The following is a 15,987-nucleotide window of genomic DNA, read 5'->3' on the forward strand; positions in this document are numbered from 1 at the left end:
TGAAACTGGGCGCATTCGGCAAAAGCGAGCCGAAGTGTAGGTGATTGCGGGAAAGGGGTGCCCGGCCACAGTGGCCGGGCACCCCTTCTCCATCGCTCCGATCAGGACGTCGGCAGCGTGTCGCAGCTACCGGTGTTGCTGGTGCCCAGCACGACGGTAGCCGAGTTGCAGGTCCAGCCTTCGGCCCAGTTGCCCGCAACGCTCGGAATCGCGCCGATGTAGCCGCGAGCGCTGAAGAAGCTCGACGAGGCAAAGGCGAAGATCGGCGTATAGCCGTTTTCGTTCGCGCCGTTGATGAACGGTGCACCGGTGGTCACGCCGGGCAGGCGCTGTAGGGTGTTGGTGAAGCTCGCGTCATTGCCCGCGCCCGCGTTGAAATTGGCTTCGACCTGCGCCGCCGTGCTGCCACTGCCGCCACGGAAATTCGTGACGCAATCGAGCGCGACCGAGTTGAAGACGGTCGGGCCGGCTTCGTCGATGGTAGCGTCCGCAGCGCGGGTCGGCGAAACGCCCTGCACGTTGAGGCAGCCGCCGTTATTGCCCGCACGATCCCAGATCAGCGAATTGTAGAGCGCGAAATCGCTCGAACCGCGAATACGGATGGCACGATCGCCGTTTGCGCTGTTCACCACGAAGGTCGCGTTGTTGATGCGCGTGTTGGTCCGCGGAGCCGATTCTTCGTTGCCGTCGGAATCCTGTTCGATGACGGTGTCCGAAGCGGTTGCGCGCTGCACGACCAGCAATTCGTCGAACTGCGCCTTCACGCCGGTATCGGTGTCGAGCGAATCGTCTTCCGCACCAACCATGATGAACCGGCGACCGTTCACGACGCCGCCGAAGAACTCAGCGCCATCGTCCGAGCTGTTGTAGGTCATGATGTTGGAGAAGCTCGTGCCCGAACCGACGCCACCGGTGGTGAGCGACTGAAGCTCGTCACCATTTGCCAGCGCAAAGCCGGAGAAGCGGATTTGCACGAAGCTCATCGAGCCGGACGAGTCGGCGGGATCGTTGCCGCCGTAGAGGATCTGGTTGGTCGCACCTTCGACGCGGCGCTGACAGGTGTTGGCGGCTTCGCTGCCGAGGAAGCAATCGGTCACCGGAGCGCGGCCCGAGAGGATCACGCCGCCCCACTGGCCCGAGCTATCCTCGCCGGTGGTGCCTTCGATGTTGTTGCGGCTGGTGAAGATGATCGGCTGGCTGGACGTGCCATTGGCCGAGATCTGGTTGCCACGGGTGACGTTCAGGAAGTCGTTGCCGGCAGCGAAGACGATCACGCCCGGCTCGATGCTCAGCGTCACGCTGGCCTGGCCCGGAGCGGCTGCGAAGCCCTGGTCGATACCGACGTCGGTCTGGCCGTTGATTTCGTAAAGCACGCCTTCGATGCGCGGAAGCGTCGACGAAACGGTAAAGGTCGACGGCATCAGGCAGCGGCGATAGCTGCCGGTCGGGCCGGTGATCGTGCCGATGTTGGAAAGGCCGATCGGGTTCGCGATCTGCGGGCAGTTATCGGCTGCAACGACGCCGGGCGTCGGGGTGGGCGACGGGGTCGGCGTCGGGGCCGGCGTCGGGTTGTTGATTGTCACGTTGCCGCCCGTGCCGGGCGAAACGATTTCGTCTGCGCCGCAGCCGGCAAGTGCCAGCGCGCTGCAACCGATGATGAGCGAGCGATGGAGATTTTTCACAGCGAGCGGTCCCCTCAAAAAACCGAAGAATCGAACATGCGGACGCGAGTATTGATCGCAGGAGGGGCGCTAGAAGTTTGGAATGACACTTTCGGGGCCTGCCCGTGACAGTTTGAGGGCCATACCGTGACAGTTGTATGTCACGCACGGCGCTCCGCGCTTTGCGCGGCGAATCTACCCCGGGCCGGGTGTCGATTTCGGCGAAATAATCACTGCAGCGAGAGGCGATGGTCCGGAGACCAGGCGCGGCTCAGGCAGCGCCCCCGGCCCGCCGCGCCGTGGCGACAGCGCCGGGCTGGCCGGTTTCCTCGGGAATCGCGAAGCGAGTCGCATATGCGGAAAACCGCGCACGCACCTCGCCTTCATCCAGTCCGAACTGCTCGAGGCTGTATCTGTGCGGCGTTCGCTTGAGGCGCCGCGATCGGTCCACGTAGTTCTGCATCGCGGACATGGCAGGCGCCATGTCGAGATCGAGGAAGGCGTAGATGCGCGCCATCGTGCCCTGCCAATCACGATCCATCGCTTCGTAGCCGACATCGATCCGCCGGTCGGCGGGCACGAGCGATCGCGCCGCCATCATCCGCTCCACCTGCAGCACGCTCTTGCGCAGCCATTCCTGCCCGACATCGTGGGGGGTCACATCGTCGGAATAGATCGCGGTCTGGTTCCACGCGAGCGAGGCTGCACTGCCGACGATCTTCTTGGGGTCGCGGTGGGTGAAGATGATCCGCGCATCGGGAAACACCTCCATCAAGGCGGGCAGGTCCAGCATGTGCTGCGGCGTCTTGAGGATCCACGGCCGGATTTCGCTCACCTGCTGCGACCAGCCGACCAGCCGCAGCAGGTCCGCGAGGTGGCGATAGGCGGGCGTCGCGTCGATCCGTTCGCACCAGCGGCCATAGGTCGGCACGCGCCACTGCGCCTCGTGCTTCATGCCGTACATCGAATTCACCAGCAGGCCGAGTTCTTCCTCGGGCTCGAAGGGGCCGGTCGGATGGATCGAAAGCGTGCGCGGATTGGCCAGCCGCGCAATGCGCATCACGCGGCTGGCGAGGATGGGCCGGAAATCGCGTTTCTTCCGCGCCAGCACCTTTTCGAAATCGAGGCGCGGGACGGGCGAGATCGTCTCGAAGCTGCGCATGTGGCTGAAGCGGTGGTCGCTCGCGAGCAGCCGGTGGAGCCGCGTGGTGCCCGACCGCATCGGGCCGACGATCACGACAGGGCGCGGAATCGAACGTTCGAGGATTTCCGGGCGGCGCTTGTACCACTCGATCGCGGTCAGCCTGTCGGCCAGGACCTTCCCGAATTGCAGCCGCGCGGCAAACTCGCCCGCCCTGTTCAATCGCGCTTCCTCGCGGATCGAGTCGAGCAGCACCGAAAACGGCCCCGTGAACCAGGGATCGCCGAAATCGTCGAGCCCGGTCTGCTCGACCGCGGCAGACATCAGCGCGTCTTTCTCCAGCGTGGATGGCGCGACGACTCCCAGTTTCCGGCCCAGCCCGATCGCGCCTTGCAGAACATCGATGAAGGGGGTGCGCTTCGGCGCCGCCAAGTACGTCATTATATTCCGCCGTTAACCCTGAACATGCGCGCGTAATCGCCACAACGGTGCGGCGACGGATTTTGTGCCCAACCTAACCTTGTGCAGCCTGCGGGCGGCCCTGCGCGAAGCACTGTCCTACATCCCGGTTCGCGTGCCATGGTCCGGGCATGAACCGACCGGCCGGCCTGCCCCTTGTCCGCGCCCCGTTTTGGCGGCGTTCGGCGCGGGTCGCTTTTTGGCCCTTGGACACTGTGTCAGGTGTGTCAGGCCAACCGGCCGCGCGACTGGATGTTCGGCTCCGCGCAAGTTGCCACTGGCCAAGCTGGCGCCCCATCGGCATAGGCCCGCGCATGCACGATATCGCCACCATCCGCCGCGAACCCGAAGCCTTCGACGCAGGGCTCGCCCGCCGGGGGGCCGCCCCGATCTCCGCCAAACTGCTCGATCTCGACACGCGCCGCCGCGCCGTCCTGACCCAGCTGCAGGACGCGCAGAACCGCCGCAACGCCGCCTCGAAGGCGATTGGCCAGGCGATGGGCAATGGCGATACGGACGAAGCCGAACGGCTGAAGGTCGAAGTCGGCGAGCTGAAGGCGACCACCCTGCCCCATCTGGAAGAGCAGGCGCGGGTGATCGGCGGCGAGCTGGACGAGCTGCTCGCAGGCATTCCCAACCTGCCCGCCGACGATGTGCCCGAAGGTGCCGGCGAGGACGAGAATGTCGAGCTGTCGACCTGGGGCGAGAAGCGCGACTTCGATTTCGAGCCGAGAGAGCACGCCGATATCGGCCCGATGCTGGGCCTCGACTTCGAGATCGGCGCGGACATCGCAGGCGCGCGCTTCACCTTCCTGCGCGGGCAGATCGCCCGGCTGCACCGTGCGCTAGGCCAGTTCATGCTCGACCGGCAGACGACCGAGAACGGCTATCTGGAGTGCAATCCGCCGCTGCTGGTGCGCGATGATGCGGTGTTCGGGACGGGGCAATTGCCAAAGTTCGCCGACGACCTGTTTCACACCACCGATGGCCGCTGGCTGATCCCCACCGCCGAAGTCAGCCTGACCAATGCGGTGCGCGGCAAGATCGTCGAGCAGGGCGACCTGCCGCTGCGGATGACCGCGCTGACCCAGTGCTTCCGCTCCGAAGCGGGCGCAGCGGGCAAGGACACGCGCGGCTTCATCCGCCAGCACCAGTTCGAGAAGGTCGAACTGGTCAGCATCGTCGCGCCCGAAGACAGCGAAGCCGAGCATGAGCGGATGACGCAGTGCGCCGAGGGTATTCTCCAAGCGCTCGGCCTGCCCTATCGCAAGATGCTGCTGTGCACCGGCGACATGGGCTTCGGCGCGCGCAAGACCTACGATCTGGAAGTGTGGCTGCCAGGACAGGGCGCCTATCGCGAGATTTCCAGCTGCTCCAACACCGGCGATTTCCAGGCGCGTCGGATGAGCGCGCGCTACCGCCCCGAGGCGGGCGGAAAGAAGACCGAGTTCGTCCACACGCTCAACGGATCGGGCCTCGCCGTGGGTCGCACGCTGGTCGCGGTGCTTGAGAATTACCAGAATGCCGATGGCAGCGTCGATGTGCCCGAAGCGCTGCATCCCTACATGGGCGGACTGACGCGGCTGAGCCCAGAGTGATTTATCCGTCACCCTGAACGTGTTTCAGGGTCCGTCACTTCCAGACGCGAATGGTTGCAGGTGACGCAGAACTGGATGCTGTAACGGGTTCAGCCTGACGAATTGGAGAAAGCGGAGCCGAATGAAAATCCTCCTCACCAACGACGATGGCGTCCACGCGCCCGGCCTGGACGTGCTCGAAGAGATTGCGCGCCAGTTCTCCGACGATATCTGGATCTGCGCACCCGACGAGGAACAATCGGGCATGGGCCACGCGCTCACGCTGACCCGGCCCGTCCGTCTGCGCAAGCATGGCGAGCGGCGCTTTTCGGTCACCGGCACGCCGACCGACAGCGTCACCATGGGCCTGCGCAAGCTCATGGACGGGGAGCCCGACGTGATCCTTTCAGGCGTCAACCGGGGCGCCAACCTGGGCGACGACATCACCTATTCGGGGACGGTCTCGGCCGCGATCGAAGGCGCGCTGGCGGGTATCCGCTCGATCGCGTTCAGCCAGGTGACGAGCAAGGAAGGCGCGGCCGGGGCCGATACCTTCGATGCGGCGCGCAGCTGGGGCGCGAAGGTGCTCGGCCCGCTGCTCGACACGCCGCTCCCCAAACGCACGCTGGTCAATGTCAATTTCCCCGCGCTCCCCGCCGATGCGATCAAGGGCATTCGCGCCGTGAGGCAGGGCTTTCACGACTATTCGCGCGGCACCGTGGTCGAAGGGCGCGATCCGCGCGGGTTCCAGTATTACTGGTTCGGCCTGCAGGCGATCGAGCACACGCTGGACCACGGCACCGACCTCGAAGCGATCGACGAAGGCTTCGTCTCGGTTACGCCGCTGCAGCTCGACCTCACGCATCATGCCTCGCTCGGCGAGCTGGGCGAGCGTTATGGCTGACGGTGCATGTTGCCGTGCATGACGCGCGCGTCTAACCCCGGGATTGCGATGATCGAGCACCCATCATGAGCCGACAGAAACAGCAGGTCGAACGTGTCGGCAGTGGCGCGAGCGCGCGCGAAGTGCGCGGGCCGAGCTTTCAGCCGCTCCGCCGTGCGCTGAAGGTCCCCGTCTGGGGGGATCTGACGATCCGGCTGGGCCTGGCGCTGGGCCTCATCTTCCTCGTCATCATGATCCACTGGTGGGATCGCGACGGCCTGGTCGACAACCTCGACGGGGAGATCAGCTTCTCAGACGTCGTCTATTTCACCATGATCTCGATCACGACGACCGGCTTCGGTGACATTGCGCCGATCACCGATCGCGCAAGGCTGGTCGAGGCCTGGATCGTGACGCCGGTTCGCTTCGCCGTGCTCTTCATCTTCGTTGGCACAGCCTACAACTTCCTCATTCAGCGCAGCTGGGAGAAATTCCGCATGACCCGCATTCAGGAGAAACTGTCGGAGCACGTCGTGGTGCTCGGCTATGGCGTGTCCGGCTCCGAATCGGTCAACGAACTGATCGACAGGGGGACGGACCCGCATTGCATCGTCGTGATCGATCCGAACGAGGACCGGCTCTCCGATGCGGAGGCACTCGGCTGCAACGTGATGGCCGCCGATGCGACTCGCGACGAGACGCTCAAGGCGGTGAAGATCGACCGCGCGCAGAGCGTGCTGGTCTCGGCTGGGCGCGACGACACTTCGATCCTGATCGTGCTGACGGTGCGCGCGCTCGCGCCGAGCGTGCCGATCAGCGTGGTGGTGCGCGCGGCCGACAACGAGAGCATCGCGCGGCAGGCGGGCGCCAACAATGTCATCAACCCCGTGCACTTCACCGGGCTGCTGCTGGCGGGCAGCGTCAGGGGCGCGCATATCGCGGATTACCTTGCGGATCTCGCCTCGGTGGCCGGGCGCGTGCAGCTTGTCGAGCGACCGGTTACCGCGGAGGAATGCGGTTGCGCGATTTCCGACCTGCGCACCGGCGGGCGCGGCCTGCGCATCTATCGCAATGGCGAGGCGCTGGGCTTCTGGGAAGACGAATGCCAGAACCTTCAGGCGGGTGACATCGTCGTCGAGATCGTGCCGACCCTCGACGGTGAAGAGCGCGGCGACGGGCACAACGGCAAGAGCATGCCAACCGGCTGATCGCTCTTCAGAACTTGTCGTCAGATCGCCAGCGCCCCCATCAGCACGAAGGTGCCGCCCATCGCGGCCATGGCGACCACGAAAAAGCCCGCGTCGATCGCAAAGACCCGCCACGGCGCGTTGAGATACAGGTAGCGAATGCCCACTGCGGGCACCATCAGCATCAGGCCGTAGCCGATCGAGATCATCATCATCGCCCGTACCGACGGGCTCGACATCGCGAACTGGTGCGCCAGCGTCATCGAAATCAGCAGTGCAAAGGCGAAGGTCAGACCGAAGACCAGCCAGATCGGCCGGTCGCCGCTGAAATCCTCGTCTTCGTCGCGCCCGATGGCACGCTTCCACACCTTGCCGAACAGCACCCCGTACCACACCATCCCGACGACGAAGAACGCTGCAGCGCCAAGGAATACTGTCAGCATGTTGATCTGGCCCATCATCGTCGCTCCTGTCCTGCGAATCACGCGCCGCCTAGCGCAATGGTCCACTTGCGTGTAGAGGGCGCGGCCAATCATGACATCCACTTCCACCTCGATACCCGACGCCAAGAAGGTCGGCATGGTTTCGCTTGGCTGCCCGAAGGCGCTGGTCGATTCCGAACGCATTCTCACGCGTCTACGGGCCGACGGCTACGCGATGAGCCCCGACTATGCCGGTGCCGACATCGTGCTGGTCAACACCTGCGGCTTCCTCGACTCCGCCAAGGAAGAGAGTCTGCAAGCCATTGGCGAGGCGATTGCCGAGAATGGCCGCGTGATCGTGACCGGTTGCATGGGCGACGAGGCCGACGCGATCCGCGCAGCGCATCCGCAGGTTCTCGCGGTGACCGGCGCGCACCAGTACGAGCAGGTGGTCGAGGCGGTGCACGAACACGCGCCGCCCAGCCAGGGACCCTATGTCGACCTGATTCCGCAGCCCGACATGGCGGATATCAAGCTGACCCCGCGCCACTACAGCTACCTCAAGATTTCCGAAGGCTGCAATCACTCCTGCGCCTTCTGCATCATTCCCGACCTGCGCGGAAAGCTCGCCAGTCGCCGGATCGATGCGGTGCTGCGCGAGGCGGAAAAGCTGGTCGCGGCGGGCACGAAGGAACTGCTGGTCATCAGTCAGGACACTTCGGCCTATGGCGTCGATACCCGACACGAGGCACGCGAGTGGAAGGGCCATGAGGTCCGTGCCCACATGACCGATCTTGCGCGCGAGCTGGGCCAGCTGCGCACCGATCAGGGCACGCCGCCATGGGTCCGGCTGCACTATGTCTACCCCTATCCCCATGTCGATCAGGTCATCCCGCTGATGGCCGAAGGGCTGCTGACGCCCTATCTCGACATCCCCTTCCAGCACGCCGCGCCTTCCGTTCTCAAACGCATGAAGCGCCCCGCGAACGAGGCGAAGGTGCTCGAACGGCTGAAAAGCTGGCGCGAAATCTGCCCTGACATCGCGGTCCGCTCCAGCTTCGTGGTCGGCTTCCCCGGCGAGACCGAGGCGGATTTCGAATACCTGCTCGACTGGCTCGAAGAAGCGCAGCTCGATCGCGTCGGCGCGTTCCGGTTCGAGCCGGTCGAAGGTGCGGCAGCCAACGCCCTGCCCGATCCGGTGCCAGAAGCGGTGAAGGAAGAACGCTACGCCCGCATCATGGAAGCGACCGCGCGGATCAGCGCAGCGAAGCTGCAAGCCAAGATCGGCCGCACGCTGCCGGTCATCATCGATGAAGTCGGCGAGCCCGACGAGGATGGCGATATCGGTGCGACCGGCCGCAGCCAGGCCGACGCGCCCGAGATCGACGGCAACGTCTTCCTGCGCAACGTGCCCGCGACCCTTGCGGCAGGCGATATCGTGGATGTGGCGGTCGAGGATGCGGACGAACACGACCTGTTCGGCGCCATCGAAACAAACCTTTGACATCCTCGGGCCCGAAGTCCCCGCGCAGCGTTAGGCTAGCATGGCCATCATCATAGATTCCCGTTTCGTGTTCACCGCCGAGCAGGCGACCGACTGCCTGTTGCAGTTCGAAGCCGCAGATATCCCCGAACAGCGCCTGCTCTCCCGCAACACCGACCTGACCGAGACCGAGCACTTCGCGCGGGTGCCCGCCCAAGGCGATATCGGCGAGCGGATCTGGCTGTGCGCGCAGGGCCGGATCGAAGTGCAACATCACGCACGCGTCGAGATCGATCGGCAGATCGTCGAGCTGCGCAGCCTCGAGCAGCTACCGCCGCACAAAATGCCTGCGGCCGCCGTCGATTACCTGTTCGATTCGCGCTATTGCGGGGCGGACCGGTTCCAGAACTTCGTCGACGACTGCTTTGACGGCACCTCGGGCGGCGCGCGCATTCAGGCGATCCGCGACTGGGTGGCCAAGAACCTCAGCTACACTCCGGGCAGCTCAGGCCCGAACACCACCGCGCTCGACAGTTTCGTGGAGCGACGCGGCATCTGCCGCGACTACGCGCATCTCGTCATTACGCTCGCCCGCGCCAGCGCGATCCCTGCGCGCTACGTCGCCTGCTACGCGCCCGACGTGACCCCGCCCGATTTTCACGCGGTCGCCGAGGTTTTCCTCAACGATCCGCAAACCGAAGGCGGCGGCACCTGGCAGCTGGTCGACGCGACCGACATGGCGACACCGGACGAGATCGTGAAGATCGGCATCGGGCGCGATGCCGCCGATGTGAGCTTCCTCACCAGCTTCGGCCTCGTCGAACTGTGCGAAAAGAACGTGCAGGTTTCCCGCGGTTGACCGCGCCTCGCGCTCCAAACCGGCGTTAACCTTTGACCGCTATGATGTCCTCGAAAGGCACGCGTATCGCCTTCGCGCTGTAAGACCGCACGCGCGCGAGGCAGAGGCACACACATGATCAAGGCTCTCATCTGGATCGGCGGCGCCACTTTGGCGGTCGTTATGCTGTTCGCCAGCGTGGCGATCGGTGCGCGCTTTCTCGAAAGCAATGGCGGTGGTGCCGCGACCGAGACCGTCGCCGTGGACGCGCCGAGCATCGAGGATGCGATCCCGGTCGACCCTGCGAAGTTCGGCGACGAGGCAGAGCCGCAGAGCGGCACCCAAATGCCCGATCCCGAGGGCGAAGAGAACCCTGCACTGACCGACGAGACCGTCGATGCCACCTCATCCGCCGGCACCGCCCAACCCGGCACGACCACCTCGCGCGGGGCCGCCAGCCCCTCGACCCGCGACGGTGAGACCATCTACGATGCACGCCGCGGTGCAAGTCGCTCGACCCCGGCTCGCGCGGAGCCGCTGGTGGTCAAGCGCGTGCTCCCGATCAACGGGCCGATCAAATATGGCGAATGGCACTGGGATACAGACGGCGTACTGCCGGGCAAGATCGTGATGACGGTCGATCTCGACGCGCGGGTCATCTCGGTCTTCCGCGACGGTTATGAAATCGGTGCGGCCGCCGTGCTGCTCGGCACCCAGGAGCATCCGACCCCGCTCGGCACCTTCCCGATCCGCTACAAGAAGCGGCACAACGTGTCAGAGAAGTACAACGACGCACCGATGCCGTACTCGATGTTCCTGACAAAGGACGGGGTCGCGCTGCACGGATCGCAGGTCGAGAACGGCTACGCGAGCCACGGCTGTATCGGCCTGCCGAACGAGTTCGCGGCGAAGGTGTTCGCGGTGGCGAAGAAGGGCGACAAGGTCATCATCACGCGCGGCGAGAAGCTCCAGTTGGGCTCGCCGATCCTCTAGGACTTTCGCGGAGGCTCGCGCTCGAATTTCCAGGCATCGACCTGCGTCAGCGAGTCTTTCTGGTGCCACCCGCGTTTCGCCATTACGCCGCCGAGACAGGCTGCACCATCCTTGCGCAGCGCCTCGACCATTGTGGCGACGGCGGATCCGCGTGGCTTCGCTCCGAACTCTTGGAGAATGCGCTCGACGGTCTCCAGCTCGAGCAGGAAGGGATGGCCCGGGTGAAACCAGATCGCCTCGCCCTCGCGAAATACGCATTCCTCGTATGTCTTTCTGACTTCGCTCGCTACGATGCGTTCGGCATCCTGCAAGATACGCGCACTGCGGGCTATTGCGACGGGATCGAGCCAGTCCGCATCGCGGAGCACGTTCCGCAATCGCACCCGGTCGAACTGCTCGTCATGGTTGGAAGAATCGCGGACCGGCTCGATCCCTGCATCGGCGACAATCTCCTCCAGCTCGGCCTTGCGCCATTCCAGCAGCGGCCGGACGACCAGCATCTCGGCGAGCGGCTCGGGATTGAAATCGACGCGATGCGCGCGGATTCCGGCCAGCCCCGCAACCCCGCTTCCGCGATTTAGCCGCATCAGCACCGTCTCGGCCTGATCGTCGGCATGGTGCGCCGTCGCGAGGGTATTGGTCCCTAACTGAAGGAAAGCTTCGTATAGCGCGCGGTATCGCACCGCGCGTGCGCGGTCCTGCAGATTGCCGTCGGCCACTTCGACCCGCCGCGTCAGGTGCGGGATTGCCAGATCCGCGCAAAGCTCGTGCACAAAGCGGGCCTCCCGCGCGCTCTCGGCGCGCAGGCCGTGGTCGATGGTGACCGCGACCACCCGCCCCGGCAGAGCGGCATGGGCGAGCAGCAGCAGCGCCAGGCTGTCCGGCCCGCCGGAAACGGCAACGCCCAGCGTCCGCCCTTCGTCATGTTCGATCCAGAGCTTCTCCAGCTCGGTGCGGAATCTCTCGACCTTATGTCCGGCGGGAAGGTCCACCTTTACCCCGGGCAGTTCACCTTCCGGCGATTGCCTTCGTACTGGTCGCTCAGGCGTCCCGCCGCGATGGCCGGATAGGTTTCCGCAAATTCGGCCAGCGCGATGCAGGCCCGGTTCGTGTCGCCCAGCTCGATCATCGCCTCTGCAAGGTAGAGCAGACTGTCGGGCGCGCGCGCTGCGTCGTTGTCCGCCTGGTAGTTCTGCAGGAACCACGGCGCGGCCTCGCGCGCCTGGCCATTGTCGAGGAAAGCGCGGCCCAGCAGGTTGCGGCCATAGGTCGTACGCCAGTGGTTGGGATATTGCTCCACGAAGGCTGCCAATGCCTGTTGCGCTTCGGGATAGAACTCCGCTTCCCACAGGCGGAAGCCGTAGGAATACTCGTCGTCGCCCGCATCGTCGGTCGAGGGCTTGGCGATTGCGCGCACGGCAGCCAGGCGTTCCGCGCTCGGCCCGGTGGCCTGCGCCGGTGCAGGCGTCGGAGTGGGGGTGGTGGTGGTCGATCCGCCCGACGAAGTCGCCGGCACCGTGCCCGTCGCGGGCGTCGCGGTTCGCGTTGCGAAATTGTTTTCCAGCACGGACAGCCGCTGTTCGATGCCCTGTTGCTGGTTGTTCGAGACCTCGATCTGGCTGGTGAGCGACTGAATCGAGGATTCAAGCGCATCGAGCCGGGCAAGGATATCGGTTACCGCAGTGGTCTGAACCGAGGAGTTTGGCCCGCTGGTGGGTTGGCCGGAAATCTCGGGCTCGAAATAGCGTCCGTCGCCACCCGGAAATACCCGCCGCTGGAGCGCGCGGATCTCGGATTCCAACTTGCGGATGCGGGCCTCGTCACTGTCCTGCGCGATGGCAGGCGTGCCGGTAGTTGCCAGCAGCGCAGCCAGTGCGCCGATCATCACCGCGCGGGGTTTCGCGGAAGAGTTAAGCCTGATCATCATATCCCTCGTCTTCGTGTCCGTCCTTGCGGCAGTGCCCCGGTCATAAAGAACCGGGCCTGAACCACCGCCCCTCTAAATCTCCGGCGCGTCAGCGCGCTCCGCCACCGGCGTCGCCCGACGCGGAATCGCTGCCTGCACCCGGCAAACCGACGCCATCGCGCGCCAGCAGCGCCTCGGCGCTGACCTCGACATCGCTGACCACCGCATCATTCTGGGCCAGTGGCGGCACGCTTTGCCCGCCAACCGTGATGCTGAAGGCATCCGGTCGCCCGGTGCGCATCTGCGGATCGCTGGCGGTGTCGGGGATGGTGTAGCTTTCGCCCTCGCCCATCAGGCTTTCCATCAGCACGTTCGATTCATCGCCGTCGTAGAAGCGGACCCACATGCCCTCTTCGGTCGAGGTGAAGACCACCGGCCCACCCGCAACCGGGCGCTCGCTCGCGCTCTGGGTCGCGGCGGCCTGCGCCTGTTTCTCGGCGAGGGAGCGTTCTTCCTCGGCCGCGAGGAGCGAGTCCGGCTCGCCGCCGGGATCGAAGAAGGTGCGCGAGAATGCGAACAGCCCTGCGAGCAGCACCAGCGCCGCTATGATCGACGCGAAGACGAGCCCGCGCGAGGGCAGTCGCGTCGGGTCCTCGGTCTGCATCGTGCCGTCGCGCAGCCGTTCGCTGGGGTCTTCGATGCCCAGTTGCTCGCGCACTTCATTGACGATCTCGTCGTCGTTGAGGCCGACCGCCCTGGCGTAGCTGCGCGAGAAGCCTATCGCGTAAGTGCGGCCCGGCAGGACCGCGAAGTCGCCGTCTTCGATGGTTTCGAGGTGCCGTTTGGGGATGCGGGTGGCGTTGCTGACGTCTTCGACAGACATGCCCTTGGCCTCACGCGCAGCACGCAGCCGCTCGCCCGGCGCTGTGGGCTCGGAACTATCAATTTCAAATCCGGCTTCGTCGTCGCCCATTGTCCATCCTTACCGCCCCCGCCGCAGGTTTTCGCCGGTCTAGCGGCCTTCGCACGCGAAGCCAACGCCTGCGAAGCGGGATTCCAAGGATTTTTCGCAGGTTGGGCGCTGCCGGGCCCGGCCTGTGGCGCTAGTCGACTTCGATTCCGCGTTCCTGCGCCCACTGCGCGATCGCCGTGCGCGGATCGCCCGGCGCCTGCGAGACGAGCTGGTTCATGAATGCGCTGATCTCCGCCAAATCGATCTGGCGGATCAGTTCCTTGATCGGCCCGACCGAAACCGGCGTGATCGACAGGCGGCGATAGCCCAGCCCCAGGAGCGCCAGCGCCTCCAGCCGTCGCCCGCCCATCTCGCCGCACAGGCCCAGTGTCACCTGATGCCCGGTCGTGGCATCCACGATGCGTTTGAGGAAGCGCAGGATCGCCGGGCTCAGCCAGTCGTATCGCGCCGCCAGTTTGGGGTTGGCCCGGTCGGCGGCAAACAGGAACTGCGTCAGGTCGTTGGTACCGACCGACAGAAAAGACACCTTCGGAATCAGCACGTCGAGCACTTCGACCAGCGCGGGCACTTCCAGCATGGCGCCGTATTCGATCCGCTCGGGCAGCATGATGCGCTTGCGCGAGCGCAGGAATTCCTGCTGTTCCTCGAACACCTCGCGCGCCGCGTCGAATTCCCACGGTTCGGAAATCATCGGGAACATGACCCTGAGCGTGCGCCCGCCCGCAGCCTCGATCAGCGCCCGGGCCTGCGCTTTGAACAGGCCTTCCCGCTCGAGCGCGAGGCGCAGCGCGCGCCAGCCCATAGCCGGGTTCTCGTCCGCCGCGCTGCTGTCGTTGGAGAGATAGGGCACCGCCTTGTCCCCGCCGATATCGACCGTGCGGAACACCACCGGCTTGTCACCCGCCGCATCGAGCACATCGCGATAGAAGCGCGTCTGCTTCTCCCGCTGCGGCAGCGTGGCCGAAACGAGGAACTGAAATTCGGTGCGGAACAGCCCGATCCCGTCCGCCCCCACCATCGACAAGGTGGTCAGATCGTCACGCAGGCCGGCATTCATCATCACCTGGATGCGCGTGCCGCACCGGGTGAAAGGCTCGACATCGCGCAGCTCGGCGTAGGCTGCACGGCGCTCCTTCGACTTCGCGAAACGCGCCTCGAAGGCTTCGAGGATGGAATTCTGCGCGCGGACGTGCGCGACCCCGGCATCGCTGTCGAGCAGCACGTGATCGCCATCGCCGATGACGCCGCGAAGCCCCCGTACCCGGCCAAGCACGGGAATGCCCATCGCCCGCGCCACGATGACGACATGCGAGGTAAGCGAGCCTTCTTCGAGCAGCACGCCCTTCAGCCGTCGCCGGTCGTATTCGAGCAGTTCCGCCGGGCCGAGATTGCGCGCGATCAGGATCGTGTCGTTCTTCAGACCGCTCGTCGCAGCGGTGCCCATCTGGCCCGAGACGATCCGCAGCAGCCGGTTGGAGAGATCTTCCAGATCGTGCATCCGGTCCGCCAGCAGCGGATCGTCGATCTCGCGCATGCGCATCCGGGTGCGTTGCTGCACCCGCTCGATCGCGGCCTCGGCAGTCAGGCCGGTATCGATTGCCTCGTTGATCCGGCGGCTCCAGCCCTCGTCATAGGCAAACGCCTTGTAGGCCTTGAGCACCTCGTCGGTTTCGCCCCCGGCGCCGAATTCGGCCTGCTGCGCCATCTGGTCGATCTGTTCGCGCATCCGCTCGAACGCGCGATAAACCCGTTGACGCTCGTATTCGGTGTCCTCGGCGACGACCCTGTCGATGGTGACGCGCGGCTGGTGGAACACCGCCGATCCTGCCGCCAGCCCCGCGACCAGCGTCAGCCCCGTCATCTGCGCCGGGCCGGACTGTTCGCGCGTTGCCTCGTCGGCCGATCTCTCATCGATCAGACCGGCATTCACGATCAGCTCGCTCAGTACCATGGCGGTGGTCTGCAGCGCCTCGATCTCGACATCCTCGTAACGACGCGGATCGACGTGCTGCACGTTCAGCGCGCCCACCGCCCGCTCGCGATAGACGATCGGGACGCCTGCGAAGCTGGAGAACTTATCCTCACCCGTTTCGGGGTGATACTGGAAATCTGGGTGCGCCTTGGCCTGCGCGAGGTTGAGCGTCGCGCCATTCGCGACCAGCGTGCCGGTCAGACCCTCGCCCACCGCCAGCCGCGTGACGTGCACGGCGGACTGGTTCAGCCCGCGGGTCGCGGAAAGCTCCAGCATGCCGCCGCGCAGCAGATAGATCGAGCAGACCTCGCTATCCAGCGCCTCGCCCACGACCTCCACCGTCCGGTCGAGCTTGTCCTGCGCCGAAAGGCGCGTGGCCATCAACTCGTGAAGGCCGATGAGGATCTGCCGGGCCGCTGCTGTCGCACTCATGCAGGCAGGACTAGCTTATCGAACGGCGCAGGGGAATTGCGATCGCAAGTCATGCCTCGC

Annotated in this window: 13 protein-coding genes; 6 read left to right on the plus strand and 7 right to left on the minus strand. The window is 65.4% G+C overall.

Annotated features, from left to right (window positions below; translation table 11 throughout):
* Positions 1 to 101: 101 nt before the first annotated feature.
* Positions 102 to 1,682, minus strand: coding sequence for a hypothetical protein (locus AAG612_RS06215; RefSeq protein WP_342508304.1), 1,581 nt, complete (start codon positions 1,680 to 1,682; stop codon positions 102 to 104).
* A gap of 250 nt (positions 1,683 to 1,932) precedes the next feature.
* Complete coding sequence (locus tag AAG612_RS06220; protein ID WP_342508306.1) at positions 1,933 to 3,243, minus strand: sulfotransferase family protein; 1,311 nt, start codon at positions 3,241 to 3,243, stop codon at positions 1,933 to 1,935.
* A 332-nt stretch (positions 3,244 to 3,575) separates the two neighbouring features.
* Here AAG612_RS06220 and serS point away from each other — a divergent pair, with 332 nt between their 5' ends.
* From serS to AAG612_RS06235, 3 genes are all read left to right on the plus strand, one after another.
* Positions 3,576 to 4,859 carry a serine--tRNA ligase gene (gene serS, locus AAG612_RS06225; RefSeq protein ID WP_342508308.1) on the plus strand — a complete coding sequence of 428 codons (1,284 nt, stop codon included), beginning with the start codon at positions 3,576 to 3,578 and terminating at the stop codon, positions 4,857 to 4,859.
* A gap of 121 nt (positions 4,860 to 4,980) precedes the next feature.
* Complete coding sequence (gene surE / locus AAG612_RS06230) at positions 4,981 to 5,742, plus strand: 5'/3'-nucleotidase SurE (RefSeq protein ID WP_342508310.1); 762 nt, start codon at positions 4,981 to 4,983, stop codon at positions 5,740 to 5,742.
* A gap of 65 nt (positions 5,743 to 5,807) precedes the next feature.
* Entirely contained in the window at positions 5,808 to 6,929 is a 1,122-nt protein-coding gene (locus tag AAG612_RS06235; protein ID WP_342508312.1) for a potassium channel family protein, read from the plus strand.
* Positions 6,930 to 6,949: 20 nt separating this feature from the next.
* Here the strand turns inward: AAG612_RS06235 and AAG612_RS06240 are convergent, their stop codons facing one another.
* Positions 6,950 to 7,393, minus strand: a complete 444-nt coding sequence (locus AAG612_RS06240) for a DUF1761 domain-containing protein (RefSeq protein WP_342508314.1) — start codon at positions 7,391 to 7,393, stop codon at positions 6,950 to 6,952.
* Positions 7,394 to 7,442: 49 nt separating this feature from the next.
* Here AAG612_RS06240 and rimO point away from each other — a divergent pair, with 49 nt between their 5' ends.
* The 3 genes from rimO (at position 7,443) to AAG612_RS06255 (ending at position 10,644) form a co-directional block, all read left to right on the plus strand.
* Positions 7,443 to 8,834, plus strand: a complete 1,392-nt coding sequence (rimO, locus tag AAG612_RS06245; RefSeq protein WP_342508316.1) for a 30S ribosomal protein S12 methylthiotransferase RimO — start codon at positions 7,443 to 7,445, stop codon at positions 8,832 to 8,834.
* 40 nt (positions 8,835 to 8,874) lie between these two features.
* On the plus strand, positions 8,875 to 9,672 hold the full coding sequence (locus AAG612_RS06250) for a transglutaminase-like domain-containing protein (RefSeq protein WP_342508318.1): 798 nt from the start codon (positions 8,875 to 8,877) through the stop codon (positions 9,670 to 9,672).
* Between the two features lie 114 nt (positions 9,673 to 9,786).
* A complete protein-coding gene (locus AAG612_RS06255) occupies positions 9,787 to 10,644 on the plus strand; it encodes a L,D-transpeptidase family protein (RefSeq protein WP_342508320.1) in 858 nt (285 codons plus the stop codon).
* On the opposite strand, the gene tilS is transcribed toward AAG612_RS06255, so the two are convergent.
* The 4 genes from tilS to ptsP form a co-directional block, all read right to left on the minus strand.
* The gene (gene tilS, locus AAG612_RS06260; RefSeq protein WP_342508322.1) at positions 10,641 to 11,636 is read right to left on the minus strand and encodes a tRNA lysidine(34) synthetase TilS; all 996 of its coding nucleotides are present in this window, start codon (positions 11,634 to 11,636) and stop codon (positions 10,641 to 10,643) included. The two genes, AAG612_RS06255 and tilS, sit on opposite strands and share 4 nt — an antisense overlap.
* Before the next feature lie 2 nt (positions 11,637 to 11,638).
* Positions 11,639 to 12,568 (minus strand): tetratricopeptide repeat protein, encoded by a 930-nt coding sequence (locus AAG612_RS06265; protein ID WP_342508616.1) that lies wholly within the window; start codon positions 12,566 to 12,568, stop codon positions 11,639 to 11,641.
* 91 nt (positions 12,569 to 12,659) lie between these two features.
* Positions 12,660 to 13,523, minus strand: coding sequence for a helix-turn-helix domain-containing protein (locus AAG612_RS06270; protein ID WP_342508324.1), 864 nt, complete (start codon positions 13,521 to 13,523; stop codon positions 12,660 to 12,662).
* 130 nt (positions 13,524 to 13,653) lie between these two features.
* The gene (gene ptsP, locus AAG612_RS06275; protein ID WP_342508326.1) at positions 13,654 to 15,927 is read right to left on the minus strand and encodes a phosphoenolpyruvate--protein phosphotransferase; all 2,274 of its coding nucleotides are present in this window, start codon (positions 15,925 to 15,927) and stop codon (positions 13,654 to 13,656) included.
* Between the last annotated feature and the right edge of the window lie 60 nt (positions 15,928 to 15,987).

This window comes from Citromicrobium bathyomarinum, from assembly GCF_038594605.1.
GTDB lineage: Bacteria > Pseudomonadota > Alphaproteobacteria > Sphingomonadales > Sphingomonadaceae > Alteriqipengyuania > Alteriqipengyuania bathyomarina_B.